Below are 24,210 nucleotides of genomic sequence, written 5' to 3'. Positions count from 1 at the left end.
TTTGGTGAGCCATTTTAGAAGACCCCACGGGCTCTTTCTGAATTCTCCCCGTTTTAGGGTGGAAAACATTAACTTAGATCAAATACTTACTTTTTGCGCCAAACAGCGGCGAAAAAGCCATCCGTATTGTGTTGGTGAGGCCACAAACGAAGGTAATTTCGGCCGTTTTCGCCGCCTGAGCACAGCCCGGCCACAGCCCCAGCAGCCGAAGGCGCCAGCAGCCGCTCCAGCAGATCGGCCACCGGGACCGCCTCGAAATCCGGGTGCGCGGTCGCAAACGCTTCGGCCACGGCTTCGTTTTCCTCCTTCAGCAGGCTGCAAGTGGCATAAACCAAGCGCCCGCCCGACTTCAGCAAGCGCGCCGCGCTGGTCAGGATCGCGGCCTGCTTGGCGGCCATTTCCTGGACAGCTTGGGCGGATTGCCGCCACTTCAAGTCCGGATTGCGCCGCAAGGTGCCCAAACCGGAACAAGGCGCATCCACCAGCACCCGGTCAATCTTGCCCGAGAGGCGCTTGACCCGCTCATCGCGCTCGTGGGCGATGGCCGCCGGGTGCACATTGGACAGACCGCTGCGCGCCAGCCGGGGCTTGAGCGCATCCAGCCGGTGGGCCGAGGTATCGAAAGCATAGAGCCGCCCGGTGTTGCGCATGGCCGCGCCCAGGGCCAGGGTCTTGCCGCCCGCGCCTGCGCAAAAGTCCACCACCATCTCGCCACGCTTGGCCTCCACCAGCAAGGCCAGCAGTTGAGAACCTTCGTCCTGCACCTCGATCGCACCGCGCGTGAAGACGTCCAGCTTGTTCAAGGCGGGCTTGTCCGCGATGCGCAAACCCCAGGGGGAATAGGGCGTGGGCTGCGCGGTGATGCCCGCCGCCTTCAGTTCGCGCTGTACGTCCTCGCGCTTGTCGCGCAAGGTGTTCACGCGCACATCCAACCCCGCGTTCTGGTTCAGACTCTCGGCCAAGGCCCAGAATTCCTTGTCACCCAGTTGTTCTTTCAGCGGCTGGGCCAGCCAATCGGGCAGGCTGTGGCGGTGCAGGTCCAGCAGCTCATCGGGCTTCACCCCATCGCAGGCGTCCAGCCACTGCTTTTCCTGCTCGGACAGCACGCTTTTGATGAAATCGCGTGAACCGTGAAAACCCAGAATGGCGAGGCGTCGCTCCTTCGGCCCGCTGCCCGACAGCGCCAAGCGCTCGAACAACAACTTCTTGCGCAGCACGGCGTACGCGGTTTCCGCCAGCGTGGCGCGCTCGCGCGGGCCCAGGCCACGGTGATCACGGAAGAAATGCGACACCACGGCGTCAGCCGGGTGATCGAACTTGAGGGTCAACCGGACCAGTTCAGCGCAGAGGTCCAGCAAAGTTTGAGGGTGCATAGGCCGAGATTGTCCCATGTGGCTTTGCACGGGATCGGTCATCGCAGAGCAAAGGCGACGAAATGCCTTGCCCTTGCGTCTAGCTCGCGTGATCCAGATGAGCACGGAGCGACATGGCGATCACTCCACCACCGTCAACTTCGCCACCGACAGCGCCAGCCACTTCACCCCATGCCGGGGAAAATTGATCTGCGCGCGCGCATCATCGCCCGCGCCTTCGAGCGTCAGCACCGTGCCTTCCCCGAACTTGTTGTGGAAGACGTTCATGCCGATGCGCAGGCCGGTGGCAGCTTCCTGGGCTTGCTCGACCACCTTGCTGGTTGAGAGGCTCGCATCACGTCCAAACACACCACCCGAGCGGGTCGTGTTGGCCCAGCCGCTGTTCCAGGCACCGCCTCCACCAGCACTATTTCCACGCCCTGGCCCGTAGCTGTTCTGCGGCGTGAAGCCGCTGCCGAAACCCTGGTTTCTGGGAGTGACCCACTTCAACGTTTCCTCGGGCAGTTCGTCCAGGAAGCGACTGCGGATGTGATAACGGGTCTGGCCATGCAGCATGCGCGTCTGGGCCAGGCTGAGGTAGAGCCGCTTGCGCGCGCGCGTGATGGCCACGTACATCAGGCGGCGCTCTTCTTCCAGGCCATCGAAGTCGCTCAAAGAATTCTCGTGCGGGAACAGGCCTTCCTCCAGGCCCGTGATGAAGACCACGTCGAACTCCAGGCCCTTGCTGGCGTGCACCGTCATCAGCTGCACGGCGTCCTGACCGTCCTGTGCCTGGTTGTCACCGGCTTCGAGCGCGGCGTGCGTGAGAAAAGCCGCCAGCGGGGACAGTACTTCGCCATCGGCGTCGGGCGCCATGTTCTCCGATGCGGCGGTCGCATCCGACTCGCGACCGAAACCCTCGATGCTGACGAAGCTCTCGGCGGCCGTCACCAGTTCCTCCAGATTCTCAATGCGGTCCGCGCCTTCGCGCTCATTGCGGTAATGCTCGACCAGGCCGCTGTGCGCCAGCACGAGTTCGATGATCTCGCGCAGGGTCAGGCCCTGGGTCTGCTCGCGCAGCACATCGATCTTGGCGACGAAGGCCGAGAGATTGGCGCCCGCCTTGCCACTCATGGCGTTGACTGCGGCATGCAGCGACGATCCAGCACCCTGGTTCGCGGCCCGTGCCGCGTCCTGCAACTGCTCGATGCTGCGCGCGCCGATGCCGCGCGGCGGGAAGTTCACCACGCGCAGGAAGCTGGTGTCGTCGTTCGGGTTCTCCAGCAGGCGCAGATAGGCCAGCGCATGCTTGATCTCGGCACGCTCGAAGAAGCGCAGGCCGCCATAGACCTTGTAGGGGATGCCGCTGTTGAAGAGCGCTGTTTCGATGACGCGGCTTTGCGCGTTGCTGCGGTACAGCACCGCCATCTCCTTGCGTGGCACATCGTCACGAATGAGCTGCTTCATCTCGTCGATCAGCCACTGGGCTTCGGCGAAATCGCTGGTGGACTCGACCACGCGCACAGGCTCGCCCGCGCCCTGCTCGGTGCGCAGGTTCTTGCCCAGGCGGTGCTTGTTGTGGCTGATCAGCGCATTCGCGCTGTCGAGGATGTTGCTGTAGCTGCGGTAGTTTTGTTCGAGCTTGATCTGGTGACGCACCTCGAACTCGCGCACGAAGTCGGCCATATTGCCCACGCGCGCGCCACGGAAGGCGTAGATGCTCTGGTCGTCGTCGCCCACCGCGAAGACGGCGTTTTCATGCGCCGTGCCCTGCGCCGCGAGCAGCTTGATCCAGGCGTACTGCAGCTTGTTGGTGTCCTGGAACTCGTCGATCAGGATGTGGCGAAAACGCCGCTGGTAGTGCTCACGCACGGGGGCGTGATCGCGCAGCAATTCATAAGAACGCAACAACAGTTCACCGAAATCGACCACGCCCTCGCGCTGGCATTGCTCTTCGTAGAGCTGGTAGATCTCCACCTTCTTGCGCGTGTCGGGGTCGTGTGCCTGTACATCGCCAGGCCGCAGACCGTCCTCCTTGCAGCCGCCGATGAACCATTGCAACTGCTTGGGCGGAAAACGCTCTTCGTCCACATTGAACTGCTTGCACAGGCGCTTGATGGCGCTTTGCTGATCCTGGGTGTCGAGGATCTGGAAGGTCTGGGGCAAGCCCGCCGTCTTGTGGTGCGCGCGCAGCAGGCGGTTGCACAGGCCGTGGAAGGTGCCAATCCACATACCCCGAACATTGACGGGCAGCATGGACTGCAACCGGGTCATCATCTCGCGCGCGGCCTTGTTGGTGAAGGTCACCGCCAACACCCCACCGGGGGAAATCTGCCCTGACTGCAACAGCCAGGCGATGCGTGTGGTGAGCACCCGGGTCTTGCCCGAGCCCGCGCCCGCGAGGATGAGCGCGGGTTCGGCGGGCAGCGTCACGGCGGCGCGCTGCTCGGTGTTCAGCCCCACCAGCAGAGGCATCTCGGCGGAGGGAGGAAAGGTTGGGCGCGGACCGGTGCCAGGCAAATCAAAGGACATACCGGGATTGTAGAAAGGCGTCTTGGGCCACCCCCTCGGCCAGTCGACGACAAATGCAGAAGGAAAAATCCGCGCTCATGACCAGCATGACCTACCGGAGCGGTAACAGGGATGGAAATTCAATGCAAATCCATCACAATCCCGTACCGGCATCGCAGCACGCGCATGCTGCCTGCACCACCGCGCAGCGCCCCACAACCCGGTTGTGGGCACGCCATGCGAGTCATAACAAACAAGGGGAAATTTGATGAACATCGCGCTGCTGGGCACTGGCCTGATGGGTTACCCGATGGCGGAACGTCTGTGCGGCCTCTGCAAGGCAGGTCACACGGTCAGCGTCTGGAACCGCACCCGCGCCAAGGCGGACAGCCTTGCTGCGCTGGGCGCGCAGGTCCACGACAGCCCCGCAGCGGCAGCGCGCGATGCGGAATTCGTCATCACCATGCTGACGGACGGCGCCGCAGTGGAAGACCTGCTGTTTTCCCAGGGCGTGGCCCGCGCCATGCACCCGGGCACGGTGCTGCTGGACATGTCTTCCATCCAGCCCGCCCAGGCCCGCGCCCATGCCGAGCGCCTGGGCAGCATGGGCATCGTGCACATGGACGCGCCGGTCTCAGGCGGCACCCTCGGTGCGGCGGCCGGCACGCTGGCCATCATGGTGGGCGGCAAGGCCACCACCTTCGAGCGCGCCCGCCCTGTTTTCGCGCCGTTGGGCCGCGCCACCCTGGTGGGTGGCAGCGGCACCGGGCAGCTCACAAAACTGGCCAACCAGATGATCGTGGGCATCACCATCGGTGCAGTGGCGGAAGCCCTGCTGCTGTGCGAAAAAGGCGGCGCCAACCCGGCCAAGGTGCGCGAGGCCATCACTGGCGGCTTCGCCGACAGCCGCATCCTGCAGGTGCACGGGCAGCGCATGGTGGAACAAAGCTACACGCCCGGCGCGCGCATGAGTGTCCAACTCAAGGACCTGCGCAACGCGCTCACCACCGCCCAAGACCTGGGGCTGCAAACCCCCATCACCACCCTGCTGGAGCAGTTGTACGCCAGCGGTGTCAACACCGGCCTCGGCGATCTGGACCATTCAGCCCTGCACCTCGCGCTGGGTCAGCGCAACGGCATGGCATGAGCCCCGCGTAAGCACAACCCGGGTTCGAGCTCCGGGCCATATCGCCTGTATTCAACACCAGGGCTCATGCTTGCGACGCTGGGGCCGAGCGCCGACCCCAAGGCACCCAGGCGAGCACGACACACACCATCAGCGCGGCCAACAAGCCCCACTGCCAGCGCGCGGGCACCGGGCTGTGTGCACGTTCTGCCTCGTAAGCCGACCTGAAGTCCTCGTAGCCCTGATGAACCGGCCCGCAATGCAACTCCCAGATGCGGAAGCGGTCCGGCGCGCCTACCCCGCGCAAGACCTGCCCGCGCACATACCCCATGCAGCCCGGCAACTTGCGCAAGGCCGACTCATCCGGGGCCAGGCTGCGCTGGCCTGGCCAAGTCAAGGGCACGGGAAACTCCATGCCTTGCTGCCTGTCATCGGCCAAGCGCACGCTCAAGGCCGGCCGGGCGCCGGCCAACCATCCGCGAGCCCCGTCCGTGCCCTCCTCCAGCACATGCAAGACTTCGATCGGCACCACCGGCCAGCGCGCCACGTCCTGCGCCGACTCAGGCAAGGGATTGAGCCCCTGCGCGCGCAAGGTGTACCCCATCTGCACGCCACAGAGCAGGAACAACAACAGACTCACGATGCGCGAGCCCCAGACAGCCAGCGCAGGCCCCGCCATGCGGCCACGCCCAGAATGGAAAAAGCGAGCGAGAAACATCGACCGGGATGATAACGAGCACGGCGACCGGACTCTTGTGACCGCTGGTCCCAGCACAGTACGCACCGCTGAAACGCACCATGGCACAGCACGCACCAAATCAGGGCATTCTTCGCTCAACCATCCCCACGCCCCCGCGAAAACCCGGTCCGCCAACCAACCCATACCGGACCCAATTTGTATACATTCATGTTTCCAAAGAGGTTTTCGATCCGGTGTCGATCTGGCATCGTTTTTGCTGATTCACCGTGCTGATTCCTGCGCGTCGTTCGACACGCGGCCTTCACTCCCGCGCGGTCCGCCGCGCCGTCATTCCAACAGGAGCCACCTCATCATGCGCAAGCGTTCCTTCCTGCAAGCCTCCGCCGTGCTGGCCGCTACATTGACCCTGGGCCTGGCCCAGGCCCAGACCCCGGTCAAGTTCCAACTCGATTGGCGCTTCGAAGGCCCCTCGGCCCTGTTCCTGCAACCGGTGGCCAAGGGCCACTTCAAGGCCGCTGGGCTCGACGTCACGGTGGATGCGGGCAATGGCTCGGGCGGCACGGTCACGCGCGTGGCCTCGGGCGCCTACGACATGGGCTTTGCCGACATGGCCTCGCTGATGGAGTTCCACGCCAACAACCCGGACGCCCCGAACAAGCCCGTGGCCGTGATGATGGTCTACAACAGCACGCCCGCCGCGGTGCTGGCGCTCAAGAAATCGGGCATCAGCAAGCCGGCCGACCTGTCGGGCAAGAAACTGGGCGCGCCCGTCTTTGACGCGGGCCGCAAAGCGTTCCCCATCTTCGAAGCCGCCAACAACATCACCGGCGTCACCTGGACGGCCATGGACCCACCGTTGCGCGAAACCATGCTGGCGCGCGGCGACGTGGACGCCATCACGGGTTTCTCCTTCACCTCGCTGCTGAACCTGGAAGCCCGCGGCGTCAAGGCCGAAGACGTGGTCATCCTGCCCTACCCGCAACATGGCGTGAAGCTCTACGCCAACGCCATCATCGTCTCGCCCAAGTTCCTGCAGGAGAAGCCTGAGGCCGTGAAGGCTTTCCTCAAAGCCTTCGCCAAGGGCGCCAAGGAAGTCATCGCCGACCCGGCCGCATCCGTGGCCTACATCAAGGAACGCGACGGCATCATTGACGTGGCCCTGGAAACACGCCGCCTCAAGATGGCCATCGACTCCACCATCGCCACGCCCGACACCTACAAGGAAGGCTTCGGTCAGGTTGATGCCAAGCGCCTGGCCCTGATGGCCACGCAGGTGTCGGACGCCTTCAAGACCAAGACCCCGGTCGACGCCAAGGTGATTTGGAACGGCAGCTTCCTGCCCGCCAAGGCCGATCTGGACGTCCTGCCCAAGAAGTAAGCAACCGTCGCTTTTTCTCTTCTGATCTTGCGGCCAGCCAGTTCCCGGGACTGCTGGCCGTTTTTTCAAGCAGCGCCTCCGCCGACATGCCCAACGAAGCCCCCTACCCCGACACACCCTTCGTCGACTTCAGCGACGTCTGGCTGGCCTACAACGACGAACTGCTGGCGCAGAACCAGTTCGCCGTCGAAGCGATCAACCTGAAGGTCCACCAGGGTGAGTTCATCGCCATCGTCGGCCCCTCGGGCTGCGGCAAGTCCACCTTCATGAAGCTGACCACCGGCCTGAAGATGCCCAGCATGGGCCGCATCCGTGTCGATGGCCAGCCCGTGACCGGGCCGCTGAAGATTTCGGGCATGGCCTTCCAGGCACCATCGCTGCTGCCCTGGCGCACGACCTTGGACAACGTGCTGCTGCCGCTGGAAATCGTGGAGCCCCATCGCTCGCTGCTCAAGAAGAACCGCAAACAGTACGAAGAGCGCGCCCGCAATCTGCTGGCCACCGTGGGGCTGGCCGGCTACGAAAAAAAGTTCCCCTGGGAACTCTCGGGTGGCATGCAGCAGCGCGCCAGCATCTGCCGCGCGCTGATCCACGAACCCAAGATGCTGCTGCTGGACGAACCCTTCGGCGCGCTCGACGCCTTCACGCGCGAAGAGCTCTGGTGCACGCTGCGCGACCTGCATGCCGCCCAGAAATTCAACGTCATCCTGGTCACGCACGACCTGCGGGAAAGCGTGTTCCTGGCCGACACGGTGTACGTGATGAGCAAGGGTCCTGGCCGCTTCATCGTCCAACGGGAGATTGATCTGCCGCGTCCCCGCGAACTGGATGTGACCTACACCCCCGAGTTCACCAACATCGTCCACGAACTGCGCGGGCACATCGGCGCCATGCGCAAAGCCGGGACCGTGATCAACCAATAAGCGCGAGCCGGACCCATGAACCACCGCAAGAACGTCGAACGTTGGGCCCCGCTGCTGCTGCTGGCCTTCATCGTCATCCTCTGGCAGATCATCTGCTCGGGCTTCAACATCTCGGAATTCATCTTCCCCAGCCCGCTGCGCATCTGGGAACAGACCCTGGAGCACAAGGCCACCATCGCCGGGCACGCATGGCGCACCTTCTGGGTCACCATGGCGGGCTTCGGCATCGCCATCGTGGTGGGCGTGCTGCTGGGCTTCCTGATCGGCAGTTCGCGCCTGGCCTACGCCGCCGTCTACCCGCTGATGACGGCCTTCAACGCCCTGCCCAAGGCGGCGTTCGTGCCGGTGCTGGTGGTCTGGTTCGGCATCGGCATCGGCCCGGCCATCCTCACGGCTTTCCTGATCAGCTTCTTTCCCATCATGGTCAACATCGCCACCGGCCTGGCCACGCTGGAGCCGGAACTGGAAGACGTGCTGCGCGTGCTCGGCGCGCGCCGCTGGGACGTGCTGATCAAGGTCGGCCTGCCGCGCAGCCTGCCCTACTTCTTCGGTTCGCTCAAGGTCGCCATCACCCTGGCCTTCGTCGGCACCACGGTGTCGGAGATGACCGCAGCCAACGAGGGCATCGGCTACCTGCTGATCTCGGCCGGCTCGGCCATGAAGATGGGCCTGGCCTTCAGTGGCCTGCTGGTCGTGGGCGTGATGGCCATGCTGATGTACGAGCTATTCAGCTTCATCGAGAAGCACACCACGGCCTGGGCGCATCGCGGCTCGCAAAATGGTTGACCCCCACGCTCCGCCGCTGCGCGGGTCGCTGCCCCCCGAGGGGGTCCCGGCCTCCTTGGGAGCGGCCCGGCGCAGGCCAGTACCATGAACCCGGAACAAGTGATCCGCCACCTGGCGCGCGCCAACGAAGTCGCGCGTCGCGCACGCGATCAACTCGGTCGCCACCCCTTCGGCGCCATCCTGGTCGCGCCGGATGGCGAGACCGTGCTGGCCGAGCAGGGCAATGTGGACACGGTGAACCATGCCGAGTCCGTGCTCGCGCGCACGGCGGCGCTGAACTACCCGGCCGAATACCTGGGCCGCTGCACCCTGGTCACGACGGTCGAGCCCTGCGCCATGTGCGCCGGCACGCAGTACTGGGCCGGCATCGGCCGCCTGGTCTACGGCCTGAGCGAACGTCGGCTGCTCGCCCTCACGGGTAGCCACGACGAGAATCCCACCATGGACTTGCCCTGCCGCACGGTTTTCGCGGCGGGCCAAAAGCGCATCGAAGTCATTGGCCCGGTCAGCGCCGTGGAGGAAGACATCGCCGCCCTACACCGTGATTTCTGGCAAGCCCCCAGCCCGCACCACTGACCTTGCACCCAGACCCGCGCGAACTCCAGCCCCGATCACGATGGCCACTGCATGGATCGAGTGTCACAGGCACGGCATGGATTTCGCTTCTCACCTCCACAACCTTCCATCGATAGGAGTTCCCTGATGCAACGCCGCCCCTTCGTCCACGCTGCCCTCGGCATTGCCGCCATGGCCCTTACCCTGCTGGGCACGCCCGCCCAGGCGCAGGACGCGCTGAGCCAGGTCATGCAAACCAAGAAGATCAAGATCGCCGTGCCCACCGATTACCCGCCCTACGGTTTCGTCGGCCTCGACCTGCAGCCCCAGGGCCTGGACATCGAGGTTGCCAAGCTGATCGCCAACAAGCTGGGCGTGGGGCTGGAACTCGTGCCCGTGACCAGCGCGAACCGTATCCCCTACCTGCAGACCGGGCAGGTGCAACTCGTCATCTCCACCCTGGGTAAGAACCCGGATCGCATGAAGGTGATCGACTTCACGCATGCCTACTCGCCCTTCTTCCAGGCCGTCTACGCGCCCAAGAGCCTGAGCATCAAGAGCTTCGCCGATCTGGGCGGCAAGACCATCGCCGTCGCCAAGGGCGCGATGGAAGAACAGGAACTGGTCAAGGCCGGCCCGTCCAGCATGGTGTTCAAGCGCTATGAAGACCAGGCCGCCAGCACCGCCGCGTTCGTCGCCGGACAGACCCAGGTGATCGCCACCAGCGTCTCCAACGCCGGCCTGATGATGCAGAAGAACCCACAGCTCGGCGCGGAATACAAGCTGCTGATCAAGGACAGCCCCAACTTCATCGGCGTGGCCAAGGGCCAGGACGCGCTGCGCATCAAGGTCAACGAAATTTTGCTGGCCGCGCGCAAGGACGGCACCATCAACAAGCTGTCCCAGCAATGGCTGGGCCGCCCGGCTGGCGATCTGCCGCTATCCGAGTAAGGACCGCTCGGTCCTCGACCACGACCTACACATCGCCCCACCATGGCCACCGCCACCACCCTCGACTTCAGCCTGCTGCTCACCCAGTGGCCTTTTCTGCTCAAGGGCGTGGCCTGGACGCTGGGGCTGACCGCGATCGCCATGGCCTTGGGCCTCGTCGTCGGTATCGCCTGCGCCTGGGCCCGGACGACCCACGCGCGCGGCCTACTCTGGCTGCGTGCCCTCACGGGCGCCTACGTGGAACTGATCCGCAACACGCCCTTCATCGTCCAGCTCTTCTTCATCTTCTTCGGTCTGCCTTCGGCGGGGCTGCGGCTCTCGCCAGAGGCGGCTTCCATCCTCGCGATGGTGCTCAACCTTGGCGCTTACTCCGCCGAGATCATTCGCGCCGGTGTGCAGGCCACGCCGCGCGGACAGATCGAGGCCGCCTTGAGCCTCGCGCTGAACCGCTGGCAGGTCTACACGCGCGTGGTGCTGCCGCCCGCGCTCCAACGGGTCTGGCCCGCCCTGGTCAGTCAGATCATCATCGTGATGCTGGGCTCCGCCGTGTGCGGGCAAATCTCCACCGAGGAGCTGAGTTATGCCGCCAACGTGATCTCGGCGGCGAGCTTCCGCACCTTCGAGGCCTACATCGTGGTCACGGCGGTCTATCTGCTGCTGGCCATCGCGCTGCGCCGCCTGCTGCATTGGGCCGGTCCGCGTTTCATCTTCGGACGCTGAAGGAGTTGCAAGCCCATGCCTGAATTCAGTCTGTGGGACATCCTGCGCAACCTGCTGCTGGCCGCGCGCTGGACGGTGGCGCTGTCACTGATCGCCTTCATTGGCGGCGGCCTGGTGGGTGGCCTGCTGCTGGTGCTGCGACTGTCCCGCTTGCGCGGTGTGGGTCCGCTGGTCAGTGCCTATGTGCAGGTCTTCCAGGGAACGCCGCTGCTGATGCAGCTTTTCCTTGCCTATTTCGGCTTCGCCCTGCTGGGCCTGCAGACCTCGCCCTGGACGGCAGCCGGGCTGGCACTCACGCTCTACACCAGCGCCTTCCTGACCGAAATCTGGCGCGGCTGCGTGGCCGCTATTCCCCGAGGCCAATGGGAAGCCGCGCAAAGCCTGGCCCTGAGTTTCGGCGAGCAGTTGCGCCACGTCATCCTGCCGCAAGCCCTGCGCATCGCGATCCCGCCCACCGTGGGTTTCCTGGTGCAGGTGGTCAAGGGCACGGCGCTGGCATCCGTGATCGGTTTCGTCGAACTCACGCGCGCGGGCAACATGATCTCCAACGTGACCTACCTGCCTTTCACCGTCTTCGCCTGCGTGGCCCTGCTGTATTTCGCGCTGTGCTGGCCCATCAGTCTGTACGCCCAGTCTCTCGAAAGAAAACTCCATGCAAGCCGCCGCTGATACCCCCGTTGTCCATGCGGACCCCATCGTTCGCATCACTGCCCTGCGCAAAAGCTATGGCAGTAACGAAGTCCTCAAAGGCATCGACCTCGATGTGCGGCGCGGCGAGGTCATCGCCATCATCGGCAAGAGCGGTTCGGGCAAGAGCACGCTGCTGCGCTGCATCAATGGGCTGGAGGAATTCCAAGAAGGCTCACTCACCGTCGACGGCAAGCAGTTGTTGCACGACAGCGCCATGGCCATGCGCGAATTGCGCCAACGCGTGGGCATGATCTTCCAGAGCTTCAACCTCTTTCCACACCTGACGGTGGGCCACAACATCATGCTCGCGCCCACGCTGGTGAAGGAGCGCGGCAAGGCCGACGCCGCCAAGCAGGCGCGCGCCCTGCTCGCGCGCGTGGGCCTGGCCGAGAAATTCGATGCCATGCCCGACCAGCTCTCCGGCGGCCAGCAGCAACGCGTGGCCATCGCCCGCGCGCTGGCCATGGAACCGGCCGTGCTGCTCTGCGACGAAATCACCTCCGCGCTGGACCCTGAACTGGTCGGCGAAGTGCTGCGCGTGGTGGAGTCCCTGGCCCAAGAGGGCATGACGCTGCTGATGGTGACGCACGAAATGAGCTTCGCGCGCAAGGTCAGCGACCGCGTGATTTTCATGCACCAGGGCCGTGTGCATGAATCCGGCCCGCCCGCCCAGATCTTCGGCCAGCCGCAGACGCCGGAGTTGCAACAGTTTCTGTCCTCGCTGCACGGTTGAGCGCCGAGCCCCGCAGAGGGCCACGGCTCTGGGAAACGTGCGACAATACGCCCCGTCGCGCTCTTCAGTTGGCCGCGACACCAGCAATCCGCTGGGGGCTGTCACCGCACTGGCTGACCCGCCCGCTCTTGTGAACCCATGTCTGCCTTAGACTGACCGTCGACCGGAATGTCCTTCCGAGCGCCGTACTGGCCGATATCCCTGCGCCCCGGACCGGGCGCGACCATCCCAATGAACTTTGAAGAACTGAAACTGGCCCCGGCCATCCTGAAGGCTGTCCGTGAACAGGGTTATGAAACGCCCACCGCGATCCAGGAACAGGCCATCCCACTGATCCTGCAGGGCAACGACCTGCTGGGCGGCGCCCAGACCGGCACCGGCAAGACTGCGGCCTTCACCCTGCCCCTGCTGCACAACCTGAGCATGCGCCGCAGCGTGCAGAACAAGTGGGGCGGCAACGGCATCCGCGCCCTGGTGTTGACCCCCACACGCGAACTGGCCGCGCAGGTCGAGGAGTCCGTGCGCAACTACGGCAAGTACCTGCAGCTCGAATCCACCGTGATCTTCGGCGGCGTGGGCATGAACCCGCAGATCGCCCGCATCAAGAAGGGCGTGGACATCCTGGTCGCCACGCCGGGCCGCCTGCTGGATCTGCAGCAGCAAGGCTTCATGGACCTGTCCCAGGTGCAGATGCTGGTGCTCGACGAAGCCGACCGCATGCTGGACATGGGCTTCATCCACGACGTGAAGAAGGTGCTGGCCCTGATGCCCAAGGAAAAGCAGAGCCTGCTGTTTTCCGCCACCTTCAGCGACGAAATCCGCGCGCTGGCCGAGGGCCTGCTCAAGAACCCGCAGAGCGTGCAGGTCACGCCGCGCAACACCACGGTGCAGCGCATCACGCAGAGCGTGCACACGGTGGGCCGCAGCAAGAAAAAAGCCCTGCTCGCGCACATCATCAACGCGCAGGACTGGAGCCAGGTGCTGGTGTTCACGCGCACCAAGTTCGGCGCCAACCACGTCGCTGAGTACCTGAACAAGAACGGTGTCACCGCCATGGCCCTGCACGGCAACAAGAGCCAGGGCGCGCGCACACAGGCTTTGGCTGGCTTCAAGAGCGGCGAAATCCGCGCCTTGGTCGCCACCGACATCGCGGCGCGCGGCATCGACATCGACGAGCTGCCACACGTCGTCAACTACGAAATCCCGAACATTCCTGAGGACTACGTGCACCGCATCGGCCGCACGGGCCGCGCAGGACGTGAAGGCCAGGCCGTCAACCTCGTCTGCCTGGACGAGCAAGGCTTCATGGCCGAGATCGAGCGCTTCACCAAGCAGCAGATTGCCGTGGTGGACACCCCCGCCGAATTCGCCCCAGAAGATGGTGAACGTGCCGAGCCCATCGCCATGGGCCGCCAGACCCTGTGGGGCGGCCTGGGCAAGCCGCCGAGCCGCGAGGTGATGGCCGCCGCCGCCAAGGCCGCGCGCCAGGAGATGGTGCAACGCATTCGCGAGAACAAGGCTGGCCAGGGTGAACGCGGCGCCAGCGGCAACGGCGGTGGTGGCCGGAGCAACGGCAACGGCCAAGGCCGTCAGAACCAGAACCGCTCGGACCGTCAGGATCGCCCTGAAGGCCAAGGCCAGCGCCAAGGCAGACCGCAAGGCGGCGGCCAGGGCGGCAACCGCAACAACGAGCAGCGCCGTGCCAACAGCGGCGGTGGTGGCCGCGGACAAGGCGGCGGCAGTGGTGGCGGTTACGGCGGCGGCGGTGGCCAGCCCGATCCGCTGCGCACCCGCACCGACGCCCTGAGCCAAGGCAATCGCCGCCGTGGCGGCGGCGGTGGCAACCGGGGTGGCCAAGGTGGTGGCAAGGGCCAGGGGGGCGGCGGTGTTGATCCGCTGCGCACGAACTTCGGGCGCATCAGCCACTGACGCCGACACCGACACAAAAAACGGCCCGGAATCCCCCGGGCCGTTTTTTTCATCCATGCAAGGCGTGGCAGTCCGAAAGGTGACGCGTTCCACCTCGAACTGGCCAATCCGCGACGCCCGCGCGCGGATGGCGGGCCGCGTGATCGGCGCTGTCAGTACAACGATCAGCCGACCCTGCCGCAGTCAACGCTTCACAGATCGGTGCGCAGTTTCCAGATTTCGGGGAACAGCACCACGTCCAGCATCTTGCGCAGGTAGCTCACACCGCCGGTGCCGCCGGTCCCGCGCTTGAAGCCGATCACGCGCTCCACCGTGGTCACATGGCGGAAGCGCCACAGGCGAAAGGCGTCTTCCAGGTCGGTGAGTTCCTCACCCAGCTGGTACAGGTCCCAGTGCTTTTCAGGCGCGCGGTACACGGTGAGCCAGGCCTGCGTCACACCCTCGCTCTCCCCATAAGGCTGGGTCCAATCACGCTCGACATGGCTGGCCGGCACGGGCAGGCCGCGGCGCGCGAGCAAGCGCAGCGCCTCGTCGTAGAGCGACGGCGCCTCGTACGCCGCCTGCACCCGCGCCAGCAGATCCGCCCGGTGCTCGTGCGGTCGCAGCATGGCGCGGTTCTTGTTGCCCAGCGCGAACTCGATGCAACGGTACTGGTAACTCTGGAAACCGCTGGAATTGCCCAGGGCAGGACGCATGGCGCTGTACTCGGGCGGCGTCATGGTGGCCAGCACGTCCCAGGCATGCACCAGCTGCTCCATGATCTTGGAGACACGCGCCAGCATCTTGAAGGCCATCGGCAGTTCATCCCGCGCGACGTGGCCGATGGCGGCCTGCAGCTCGTGCAGCATGAGCTTCATCCACAACTCGCTGGTCTGGTGCTGCACGATGAAGAGCATCTCGTCGTGCGCGGCCGACAGGGGCTGCTGCGCTGCGAGGATGGCGTCGAGCCGCAGGTAGTCGCCGTAGCTCATGCTTTGACTGAAGTCGAGCTGGGCCTGCTCCTCGTGCACGATGGACTCGGGTGTACCCGCGACCGGATCGCTGGCGCCGGTCATGCCGGCGCCGGGCGTTGCATTCGGGTTGGAATGGGGGCACATGCTCAGGTCACCGCGTGGATCTGGTTGAACTCAGGGCGTTGCCACTCCCCCGCGTCGAGCACCTGGCGCAGGTGCTCCACCGCGTCCCAGACATCCTCGTAGCCGATGTAGAGCGGCGTGAAGCCGAAGCGCAGGATGTCCTTGTGCGGCCTTGGACCGCCATCCCCTTTTCCCGCATCAGAAGCCGCACCGGACCCGGCGCGGTAGTCCCCAATCACGCCACGCGCGATCAGCGCCTGCACGATGGCGTAAGCACCGCTGCCTTGTCCCCGCACACCCATGCCCTCCTCGCGCGTCAGGCACACCTGGGAGCCGCGCTGGGCATGAGGGCGGGGCGTGGCCAGCCCCAGGCCGTGGCCCGCGCAGCGCTCTTCCACCAGTTGGATGAACAGGTCCGTCAGCGCGAGCGACTTGGCGCGCAGCGCGGCCATGCCGCCCAGCGCCTCGGCGGCGGTGAACACGTCGAGCCCGCACTGCAAGGCCGACAGGCTGATGATGGGCTGCGTGCCGCACAGATAGCGGTGGATGCCAGGCGCGGGCTGGTAATCCGGCGTGAACTGGAAGGGCGCGGCATGGCCCCACCAACCCGACAGCGGTTGCCAGAAACGGTCGGCGTGGCGTGGGTGGACCCACACAAAGGCCGGCGCACCCGGGCCTCCATTGAGGTACTTGTAGCCGCAGCCGATGGAGAAATCCGCCCCCGCGCCGTTCAGGTCCACCGGCACGGCGCCCGCGCTGTGCGCCAGGTCCCACACTGTGAGGGCACCCGCCGCGTGCGCCGACGCGGTGATCGCGGCCATGTCGTGCATGGCCCCGGTGCGGTAGTTCACATGCGTGAGCATCAGCACCGCCACATCGCGCGTCAAGGCGGCCGTGATCTCCTCGGGCTCCACCAGCACCAGCTCCAGGCCACGTTCCTTGCACAGGCCTTCGGCGATGTACAGATCGGTCGGGAAGTTGCTGCGCTCGCTCACCACGCTCTTGCGCTCGGGGCCGTCCTCGCGCGCGATGTTGAGCGCCGCGCTCAGCACCTTGTAGAGGTTGACCGAGGTGCTGTCGGTGCACACCACCTCGCCGGGACCGGCGCCGATCAGCGGCGCGAGCTGGTTGCCCAGGCGCTGCGGCAGGTCAAACCAGCTGGCGGTGTTCCACGAACGGATGAGGTCTTGCCCCCACTCCCGCGTGACCACATCGGCCACGCGGGCGGCGGTGGCCTTGGGCAGCACGCCCAGGGAGTTGCCGTCCAGGTAGATCACGCCGTCCGGCAGGGTGAAATGCCCGCGCAGCGGGGCCAAGGGGTCTTGCGCGTCGAGCGCGCGGCAGTCTTGTCGTGTTGTCATGGGAGAGTCGCGGGAAAAACTTGTTCTGCCGGGAATGGGACTGGGCTGCGATGTGCTCAGGCCAAGGCGCGCAGCACGGCACGCACAGGCGAGGCATCGGCCGTGGTGAGCTTCAACGGCAGGGCGATCAGCTCGTAATCGCCTTCGGGCACCTCGTCGAGCACGAGGTTTTCGAGCACGCGTAAGCCTCGCTGGCGGATAACTTGGTGGCTGTCCAGCGTCTTGCTATTGGCCGGATCGATGCTGGCCGTGTCGATGCCCACCAGCAAGACGCCCAGGTCGGCCAGGCGCGCGATGGTGTCAGGCGCGTAGGCGGTGAGCGCCCCGTCCCAATGGTCCACGGGCATGCGCTCGTAGGTGCGCACCAGCACGCGCCGCGGCAGGTGGGCATCGATCGCATGGGCCACATGGTCCCACTCGATCAAGGGGCCACGCCCGATGGCATGGATCACGCGGCAGGGGCCAAGGAAGGGATCCAGCGGCAGGTCGCCCACGGAGGCGCCGCCTGCGTCATAGTGCAGCGGTGCATCGGCATGCGCGCCCACATGGGGTGACAGGGTGATGGCGCTCACGTTCACCGGGCATCCGGGTCCGATGGTAGCGCTCCATTGCTGGCTGTAGCGCGTGTCGCCTGGAAATACGGGGCTGCCCGGGTGCACGGGCGGTGAAATGTCCCAGAGTCGGGACCCGGCAGGTGTGGGTTGGACAAGCATGGAAGAAAGTTTGCATGCCCCGTAAAACTCATGGTGTCGGTTATTTCCAACAGGTGGCAGATTTTTTTCAGCCTGAACTACCGCACGAACCACCTTCGACCGGTATTCGCGTCGACGCATGACATGGGTTCCGATCCTTGCCTGCACCTTCATCGCGCTGTCATCGCCCCTGCCTAGGCTGCGGGACTTCTCTCTCTCGGAGTCGTTCCATGCCACTGCACCCTGCCCATCGGTCCTCCTCAATCAAACCCCTGCTGTACGCCTTGGTCTTGCTCAGCAGCATTCCCGTCGCACAAGCCCAGCAGGCCGTGAGCGCCACGCTGGTCGGCCACGCCGCGCTCCCCACCGACACCAGCACACCCGCACCGCGTGACGCGGGCGCCTTCTTCGCAACCTCCGGCAAGTTCGCCAACAGCGCACGCGCGCGCAACGAGAAGCTCGGCAGCGAACCGGCCTTCACCGCCGTGGGCGGTTCCAAACCGCGCGCCACCGGCGGCGCACTGCCCATCCAAGGGCAGGCCGTGCAAGGCTTTTCCGGCATCGTCGCGCTGGACCGCGAGCATTACCTGGTGCTGACCGACAACGGCTTCGGCAGCAAGATCAACTCGCAAGATGCGCTGCTGATGGTGCACACCGCGCAGGTGGACTGGAAAAGCGGCAAAGTCACGCTGCGCAAAACCGTCTTCCTGCACGATCCGGACCGCAAGGTGCCCTTTGCCATCCAGAACGAGGCCAGCGAGCGGCGCTACCTCACGGGCGTGGATTTCGACGTCGAATCGATCCAGAAGGTCGGCAACACCTTGTGGATCGGCGACGAGTTCGGCCCCTACATCCTGCAGACCGATCTGAACGGCAAGGTGCTGGGTGTGACCGAGACCGTGGTCAACGGCAAGGCCTACCGCTCGCCCGACCATTACCTGAACAGCCGCCTGCCGAATCTGCCCAGCGACGCGATGCCGTTATGGGAAGTGCGGCGCTCGGGTGGCTTCGAGCCCATGGCCCAGTCACCGGACGGCAAGACGCTGTACCCCGCCTTCGAGTGGCCGCTGTACGACGCTCAGACCAAGACCTTCGAGAAGACCAATGACCGCATCTACACCCACATCCTCGAATTCGACGTAGCCAGCCGTCGCTACACCGGCAAGCAATGGAAATACGCCTTCGAGGAAAGCGGCCACGTGATGGCCGACTTCCAGATGCTGGACGCCACCACAGGCCTGGTGATCGAGCGTGACGATGCGTCCGAAGGCGTCGCACCTGCGTGCGCTGGCGAGGAACGGCCGGACTGCTTCGCGCGGCCCGCGAAGTTCAAGCGCGTCTACAAGATCGATCTGAGCAGCATCGATGCCAATGGCTTCGTGCGCAAAGTGGCCTACATCGACCTGCTCAAGATCACCAACCCCCAGCGGCTCGCCAAGCGCGGCCCCAACGAAGAGGTGTTCAGCCTGCCGCACCTCGGTCCGGAAGGTCTGGCCATCGTCGACGCCCGGCACATCGTCGTCGTCAACGACAACAACTACCCCGGCTCCTCCGGCCGCCAGCTCGGCAAGCCGGACGACAACGAACTCACCCTGCTCGACATCCAGGCCTTGCTGGACGTGAAGTGACGCGGTGCCGTTGCCACCTGAGGATGGTGGCGCGCCGGCCCCAGGGCCAGGGGCCACTCACTCCAGCGCCGCGTACACCATGCTGCGCAAGAGGTTGCGGTAATAGATCCGCTGCCCCGGCGCCTGCGTGAGCAGGATGACAAACAGGTCTTCCTGCGGGTCGACGAAGAAGGTCGTGCCACCGATGCCACTCCAGTGGTACATGCCCACCGATCCCGGCGTGGGAGCCAGGCCCGGCGCGGTGCGCACCGCCACGCCGAGTCCGAAACCATGGCCTGGCGCCAACAAGTCACCCTCGATGCCGATGCTCCCCAGATGGTCGGCGGTCATCCACGCGAGGGTCTGGCGCGACACCAATCGCACCCCCTCCAATTGGCCACCGTTGAGCATGAGCTGCAGAAAGCGCGCGTAGTCCGCTGCGGTGGAGACCAATCCGCCGCCACCCGACTCGCCGGCGGGCGGTTCGCGCACATCAATCAGGTTCACCGTCGCGCCACTGTCGGGGTCGGTGGCGAAGGCCTGGGCGATGCGCTGCTGTTTCTCGGGCGGCACGTGAAAACCGGTGTCGCGCAGGCCCAGAGGCTCGAAGATGCGCTGGCCCAGCAGCTCGCCCAGCGTGCGCCCACTCACCACTTCCAACACCGCGCCCAGCACGTCGGTGGAGCGGCTGTACAGCCACGCGGCGCCCGGCTGCCGCGCCAGCGGCAGGGTGGCCAGCAGCCGGCACATGTCGCGGTTGCTGCGTGCACGGGACGCGACGTCCGCCTCGCGGTAAAGCCGCTGGACTGGGTCATCGCCCAGGAATTCGTAAGTCAGGCCGGAAGTGTGGCGCAGCAGGTCCTGCACAGTCATGCCCCGCACAGTGGGCTCGAGCTGCAAGGTGTCGCCCTGCTGCACGGCCACTTTCAGCGTGCCGAATTCAGGCAGGTAACGGGCCACGGGGTCGCTCAACATCAGCCGGCCTTCCTCCACCAGCATCAGCGCCGCGAGGGACACGATGGGCTTGGTCATCGAGTAGATGCGGAAGATCGAGTCCTCCCGCATGGGCTGGCCGGTCACCGCGTCCTGCCAGCCCAGCGCCTGGAAGCAGCGCGCCTCGCCTCGATGCGAGATGTACAGCACCGCGCCGGGCAGGCGGCGCGCGGTGATGGCAGCCTCGAAGGTCGCGCTCAGGCGCTGGAGGGCAGCGGTATTCATCAGTGGCGGCCTGTGTCAGAGTAGTGGAACATGCGGGGGAGTGTGCTGGTTGCTGGCACGACGCGAAGGGCATCGTAGCCGAAGTGGGCGCACGAGGCCCCGCCAGCAGCGCTCCCCGTCAGCGCTGCATGCCCCACCGCCGTACCGTCAAGCGCTCCAGCGTCTGGAAGCCCAGGCCTTCCACCAGCAGGCCGATGAGGATCACCATGGCCAGGCCTGCGAAGACCTTGTCGGTGTAGAGCTCGTTGCGGTTCTGGAAGATGTACCAGCCCAGGCCGCCCTTGCCCGAGGACGCGCCGAACACCAACTCCGCAGCGATCAATGTGCGCCAGGCGAAGGCCCAGCCGATCTTCAGACCCGACAGGATGGCCGGCAAGGCCGCGGGCAACAGGATCTGCAACACGTAGCGCAAACCTAGCCACTGCTGATGCAAGCCGTAGTTGCGCCCGGTCATGCGCAGGGTTTCGGGCACGCTCTGAAACCCCGCATAGGTATTGAGCGCCAGGGGCCAGAGCACGGAATGCACGAGCACGAAGACCAGGCTCGGCTGCCCCAGGCCAAACCACAGCAGGGCCAGCGGCAGCAGCGCAATGGCGGGCAAGGGGTTGAACATCGAGGTCAACGTGCTCAGCAGGTCGCGCCCGATGCGCGTGGACACCGCGAGCGTGGTGAGGGCGAGCGCCGCGATCACTCCAATGGCGTAGCCTTGCAGCAGAACGGCCAAGGAAATGCGCAGCTTCACCAGCAACTCGCCGCTGGCCAAACCATCGATCAGCGCACGCGCGGTCTGCAAGAAGGTGGGCAGCAGCAGCTCATTGTCCTGCCAGCGTGCCACGCCTTCCCAGAGCAGGGCCAGCAGCAGCAGGATGACACTCTTGCGCAGCCAGCCCTGTCCCCACAGACGCTGGGGCCAGGACAGTTCACGCTCGACCGAGACCGCGTTCAGAGGCTCGAGCGCGCGCTCGTACTCGGGACGCACGGGGGGCTGCGGCAAGGCCGATGGCAAGGACGAAGACGAGGGCGTGGCAGACAGCGTGCTCATGCGTACCTCCGGGTCTCGGCGCCGGTCTGTCCGGGTGCCTCACCCTCACCCACCGGCGCCTCGAACAACAGGCCGTGGATGCGTTGGGCCGTGGCCTGGAACTCCGGGCTGCCAGCGCTATGCAGGTCAAACTGGTGGCTGTTGATTTCAGCCCGCATGCGCCCCGGGTGCGGCGACAGCAGGCCGATGCGATTGCCCACAACCAGCGCCTCTTCAATCGAGTGCGTCACGAACAGCAGGGTGAAGCGACCACCATCCGCGGCATGGCCGTCCCACAGCGCCAGCAGTTCCTCCTGCATCTTGCGGCGGGTCAGCGCGTCGAGTGCGGCAAAGGGCTCGTCCATCAGCAGCACGCGCGGCTGCATGGCCAGCGCGCGGGCGATCGCGACGCGCTGCTTCATGCCGCCAGAGAGTTGATGCGGATACACGTCGGCGAAAGCCGACAGGCCCACCTTGTCCAGGTAGTGCGCGGCGCGCTCAGCGGCTTCCTTGCGGCCCAGCTTGCGCGCCGCGAGCAGCGGGAACATCACGTTCTGCCGCACGGTCTTCCAGGGCGGCAACTGGTCGAACTCCTGGAAGACGACGATGCGGTCCGGGCCCGGCCCCCGCACGACCTGGTCATCCAGGCGTATCTCTCCCTCCACCGGCGCGATGAAACCCGCCACCGCCTTGAGCAGCGTGGACTTGCCGCAGCCCGAGGCCCCGAGCAGCACAAAACGATCGGCAGCGTGCACGTCGAAGCTCACGCGGTGCGTGGCGCGCACGACACGGCCCGGGGTGCGGTACTCGAGGCTCACGCCATCGACCGCGAGCAAGGGAGAGGGATGCAGGGGTGTCACAGCAGTCATGTCCGGGCCTCGACCGATGTCCACTCAGCTGCCCGGATGGGCCCAAGCTTCCTCGAAGAAATACTCCTTCCAGGACGTTGCCTTATTCTTGAGCACGTCGATGGCGTGCAGCTTGTCAGCGTAGATGTAGGTGTTCTGGGGGTTGGCGCTGAAGTCGTTCTCAGGGTCCTCGATGATCTTCTTCACCAGCGCCGGGTCCAGCTTGGACTTCTGCACACGGATGAAGATGTCGGCGGCGGCAGCTTTGTCCTTGCGGACGAACTCCGCCGCTTCACGCACCGCGGCGTAGAAAGCTTTGTAGGTCTTGGGGTTCTCGTCGTGGAACTTCTGCGTGCTGTACAGCACGTTGAAGGTGGCGGGACCACCCAGGATGTCGTAGCTGGACAGCACCTTGCGCACCTTGGGGTTGCCCGCCAGAGCTTGGTAATAGAAGGGCGCGCTGGAGAAGTGCGCATTGATTTCCGTGCCGCCCGCGATCAACGCCGCCGTGGCATCCGGGTGCGGCAAGCTGACCGAAATGGCGTCGTACTTCTTGGCGTTGTCCTTGCCAAAGAGCTTGGCCGTCTCGATCTGCAAGGTCCGTGACTGGAAACCCGTGCCGGCGGCGGGCACCGCGATGCGGTCCTTCTCGCCGAAGTCGGCCAGCTTCTTGATGTTCGGGTTGGTGGTGATCAGGTAGTTGGGCAGCGATCCCAGGGCGGCCACGGCCTTGACGTTCTGTTTGCCCTTGGTACGGTCCCACAGTGTGAGCATGGGCGGCACGCCGGCCGACACCACGTCCAGCGAACCGGCCAGCAAGGCCTCGTTCATGGCGGTGGCGCCCGAAATCTGCGCCCACTCGACCTGGATGTCCAGGCCCTGGGCCTTGCCGTGCTTCTCGATCAGCTTCTGGTCTTGCACCACGTCCAGGATCAGGTAGGCAATACCGAACTGCTGGGCGACGCGGATCTTGCCTTCGGCTTGCGCGGCCGTTGCGCCGAGCAGCAGGCCGAGACCCGTCAACAAAGAAAGGGAGGTGCGGAAGAGGTGCTTCATGTTCTTGCTGGTGGAGTTTGTGGAATCAAAAAACTGTGGCATCAGAAAACAGCGTCGCCTTCGATGGTGCTACGGTATAGCTTGCGGCGCAGGTGCTCGGGCGTGCCTGCGGCCAGGTGCATGACGGAACGGTTGTCCCAGAACACCATATCGTGGGCTTGCCAGCGGTGGCGGTAAACGAATTCGTCGCGGGTGCTGTGCGCGAAGAGTTCATCGAGCAGCGCGCGGCTTTCGTCTTCGGGCAGGCCGACGATGCGGGTCGTGAAATGCTCGCTGACGAACAGCGCCTTGCGACCTGTTTCCGGGTGCGTGCGCACCACAGGGTGGACGTGGGGCGGCACCTTGGCGATCTGCTCGGGCGTGAGCTTGGGCCGCCAGGGGCTGCGCGCGCGCAGTTCCTCGTACTTGCAGAGGTAGGAATGCTCGGCGCGGAGATGCGCGATGCGCTGTTTCGTCTTTTCCGGCAACGCGTCATAAGCCGCATGCTGATCGGCGAACAGCGTGTCGCCACCTTCGGCCGGCAGTTCCTGCGCGTGCAGCATGGAGCCCAGGCTGGGCTTCTCGACGTAGGACAAGTCCGAGTGCCAGTAATGCCCGGCGTCGCCCAGGCCGATAGGTTGGCCGTTCTCCTTGATGTTGGAGACGATCAGGATCTCCGGGTGCCCGGCCAGCGCGAACTGGTGCAGCACATGGATCTGCAGCGGCCCGAAGCGGCGGCTGAATTCGACCTGCTGCGCGGGCGTGATGCGCAGATCCCGGAAGACCAGCACATGGTGGTCCAGGTGCGCCTGGTGGATGCGGCGAAAGTCGCTGTCCGACAGCGGCCGAGACAGATCCAGGCCCAGCACCTCGGCGCCCAGCCGACCGCGCCCCTGACCCGCGGTCAAGGGACGGATTTCAATCGGAGAGGTCGGCACCGCCGTGGCGGCTGGCCGATCCAAAGCGGCGGAGAGACTCATGGCGTGACTGCAATGCGA

Annotated in this window: 22 protein-coding genes; 11 read left to right on the top strand and 11 right to left on the bottom strand. The window is 65.3% G+C overall.

Annotated features, from left to right (window positions below):
- Nucleotides 1–86: 86 nt before the first annotated feature.
- Nucleotides 87–1,373 carry an RsmB/NOP family class I SAM-dependent RNA methyltransferase gene (locus AZ34_RS05535; RefSeq protein WP_035605691.1) on the bottom strand — a complete coding sequence of 429 codons (1,287 nt, stop codon included), beginning with the start codon at nucleotides 1,371–1,373 and terminating at the stop codon, nucleotides 87–89.
- Nucleotides 1,374–1,493: 120 nt separating this feature from the next.
- Entirely contained in the window at nucleotides 1,494–3,884 is a 2,391-nt protein-coding gene (locus AZ34_RS05530) for a UvrD-helicase domain-containing protein (protein ID WP_035605690.1), read from the bottom strand.
- 247 nt (nucleotides 3,885–4,131) lie between these two features.
- On the opposite strand from AZ34_RS05530, the gene AZ34_RS05525 reads away from it, so the two are divergent.
- A complete protein-coding gene (locus AZ34_RS05525; RefSeq protein ID WP_035605687.1) occupies nucleotides 4,132–5,010 on the top strand; it encodes an NAD(P)-dependent oxidoreductase in 879 nt (292 codons plus the stop codon).
- Between the two features lie 64 nt (nucleotides 5,011–5,074).
- On the opposite strand, the gene AZ34_RS05520 is transcribed toward AZ34_RS05525, so the two are convergent.
- On the bottom strand, nucleotides 5,075–5,707 hold the full coding sequence (locus AZ34_RS05520; RefSeq protein ID WP_035605684.1) for a hypothetical protein: 633 nt from the start codon (nucleotides 5,705–5,707) through the stop codon (nucleotides 5,075–5,077).
- 334 nt (nucleotides 5,708–6,041) lie between these two features.
- Here AZ34_RS05520 and AZ34_RS05515 point away from each other — a divergent pair, with 334 nt between their 5' ends.
- The 9 genes from AZ34_RS05515 (at nucleotide 6,042) to AZ34_RS05475 (ending at nucleotide 14,354) form a co-directional block, all read left to right on the top strand.
- Nucleotides 6,042–7,067: an ABC transporter substrate-binding protein gene (locus tag AZ34_RS05515; protein ID WP_035605681.1), complete on the top strand. Its 1,026-nt coding sequence runs from the start codon at nucleotides 6,042–6,044 to the stop codon at nucleotides 7,065–7,067.
- A gap of 86 nt (nucleotides 7,068–7,153) precedes the next feature.
- The gene (locus AZ34_RS05510) at nucleotides 7,154–7,990 is read left to right on the top strand and encodes an ABC transporter ATP-binding protein (RefSeq protein ID WP_035605678.1); all 837 of its coding nucleotides are present in this window, start codon (nucleotides 7,154–7,156) and stop codon (nucleotides 7,988–7,990) included.
- Between the two features lie 15 nt (nucleotides 7,991–8,005).
- On the top strand, nucleotides 8,006–8,776 hold the full coding sequence (locus AZ34_RS05505) for an ABC transporter permease (protein ID WP_035605675.1): 771 nt from the start codon (nucleotides 8,006–8,008) through the stop codon (nucleotides 8,774–8,776).
- A gap of 84 nt (nucleotides 8,777–8,860) precedes the next feature.
- Complete coding sequence (locus tag AZ34_RS05500) at nucleotides 8,861–9,352, top strand: nucleoside deaminase (RefSeq protein ID WP_035605673.1); 492 nt, start codon at nucleotides 8,861–8,863, stop codon at nucleotides 9,350–9,352.
- A 126-nt stretch (nucleotides 9,353–9,478) separates the two neighbouring features.
- Complete coding sequence (locus tag AZ34_RS05495) at nucleotides 9,479–10,282, top strand: transporter substrate-binding domain-containing protein (protein ID WP_035605672.1); 804 nt, start codon at nucleotides 9,479–9,481, stop codon at nucleotides 10,280–10,282.
- 42 nt (nucleotides 10,283–10,324) lie between these two features.
- Nucleotides 10,325–11,002, top strand: coding sequence for an amino acid ABC transporter permease (locus AZ34_RS05490; RefSeq protein ID WP_035605668.1), 678 nt, complete (start codon nucleotides 10,325–10,327; stop codon nucleotides 11,000–11,002).
- A 15-nt stretch (nucleotides 11,003–11,017) separates the two neighbouring features.
- Nucleotides 11,018–11,671: an amino acid ABC transporter permease gene (locus AZ34_RS05485; protein WP_035605666.1), complete on the top strand. Its 654-nt coding sequence runs from the start codon at nucleotides 11,018–11,020 to the stop codon at nucleotides 11,669–11,671.
- Entirely contained in the window at nucleotides 11,655–12,425 is a 771-nt protein-coding gene (locus AZ34_RS05480) for an amino acid ABC transporter ATP-binding protein (protein WP_035605663.1), read from the top strand. The genes AZ34_RS05485 and AZ34_RS05480 overlap by 17 nt, the downstream gene beginning before the upstream one ends.
- A gap of 231 nt (nucleotides 12,426–12,656) precedes the next feature.
- Nucleotides 12,657–14,354 carry a DEAD/DEAH box helicase gene (locus AZ34_RS05475; RefSeq protein WP_035605660.1) on the top strand — a complete coding sequence of 566 codons (1,698 nt, stop codon included), beginning with the start codon at nucleotides 12,657–12,659 and terminating at the stop codon, nucleotides 14,352–14,354.
- Between the two features lie 191 nt (nucleotides 14,355–14,545).
- Here the strand turns inward: AZ34_RS05475 and kynA are convergent, their stop codons facing one another.
- The 3 genes from kynA to kynB are packed head-to-tail and all read right to left on the bottom strand — an operon-like array spanning nucleotide 14,546 to nucleotide 17,504.
- A complete protein-coding gene (gene kynA / locus AZ34_RS05470) occupies nucleotides 14,546–15,451 on the bottom strand; it encodes a tryptophan 2,3-dioxygenase (RefSeq protein ID WP_035605658.1) in 906 nt (301 codons plus the stop codon).
- A gap of 2 nt (nucleotides 15,452–15,453) precedes the next feature.
- Entirely contained in the window at nucleotides 15,454–16,791 is a 1,338-nt protein-coding gene (gene kynU / locus AZ34_RS05465) for a kynureninase (RefSeq protein WP_035605656.1), read from the bottom strand.
- A gap of 56 nt (nucleotides 16,792–16,847) precedes the next feature.
- On the bottom strand, nucleotides 16,848–17,504 hold the full coding sequence (kynB, locus tag AZ34_RS05460; RefSeq protein ID WP_035605653.1) for an arylformamidase: 657 nt from the start codon (nucleotides 17,502–17,504) through the stop codon (nucleotides 16,848–16,850).
- A 209-nt stretch (nucleotides 17,505–17,713) separates the two neighbouring features.
- On the opposite strand from kynB, the gene AZ34_RS05455 reads away from it, so the two are divergent.
- Nucleotides 17,714–19,111, top strand: coding sequence for an esterase-like activity of phytase family protein (locus AZ34_RS05455; RefSeq protein WP_051509556.1), 1,398 nt, complete (start codon nucleotides 17,714–17,716; stop codon nucleotides 19,109–19,111).
- Nucleotides 19,112–19,168: 57 nt separating this feature from the next.
- Here AZ34_RS05455 and AZ34_RS05450 read toward each other — a convergent pair whose 3' ends face one another.
- The 5 genes from AZ34_RS05450 to AZ34_RS05430 all read right to left on the bottom strand — a co-directional run bounded on the left by AZ34_RS05450 (nucleotide 19,169) and on the right by AZ34_RS05430 (nucleotide 24,192).
- On the bottom strand, nucleotides 19,169–20,308 hold the full coding sequence (locus AZ34_RS05450) for a serine hydrolase domain-containing protein (protein ID WP_035605651.1): 1,140 nt from the start codon (nucleotides 20,306–20,308) through the stop codon (nucleotides 19,169–19,171).
- Nucleotides 20,309–20,426: 118 nt separating this feature from the next.
- Complete coding sequence (locus AZ34_RS05445; protein WP_197026505.1) at nucleotides 20,427–21,350, bottom strand: ABC transporter permease; 924 nt, start codon at nucleotides 21,348–21,350, stop codon at nucleotides 20,427–20,429.
- Complete coding sequence (locus AZ34_RS05440; protein WP_035605648.1) at nucleotides 21,347–22,198, bottom strand: ABC transporter ATP-binding protein; 852 nt, start codon at nucleotides 22,196–22,198, stop codon at nucleotides 21,347–21,349. Before AZ34_RS05440 ends, AZ34_RS05445 begins: the two co-directional genes overlap by 4 nt.
- Nucleotides 22,199–22,222: 24 nt before the next feature.
- Nucleotides 22,223–23,233: an ABC transporter substrate-binding protein gene (locus tag AZ34_RS05435; RefSeq protein ID WP_035610998.1), complete on the bottom strand. Its 1,011-nt coding sequence runs from the start codon at nucleotides 23,231–23,233 to the stop codon at nucleotides 22,223–22,225.
- A 41-nt stretch (nucleotides 23,234–23,274) separates the two neighbouring features.
- Nucleotides 23,275–24,192 (bottom strand): TauD/TfdA dioxygenase family protein, encoded by a 918-nt coding sequence (locus tag AZ34_RS05430; protein WP_035605645.1) that lies wholly within the window; start codon nucleotides 24,190–24,192, stop codon nucleotides 23,275–23,277.
- Nucleotides 24,193–24,210: the final 18 nt, after the last annotated feature.

The organism is Hylemonella gracilis str. Niagara R (genome assembly GCF_000600295.1).
GTDB lineage: Bacteria > Pseudomonadota > Gammaproteobacteria > Burkholderiales > Burkholderiaceae_C > Hylemonella > Hylemonella gracilis_A.
This window is presented reverse-complemented; position numbering and strand designations above follow the sequence as displayed.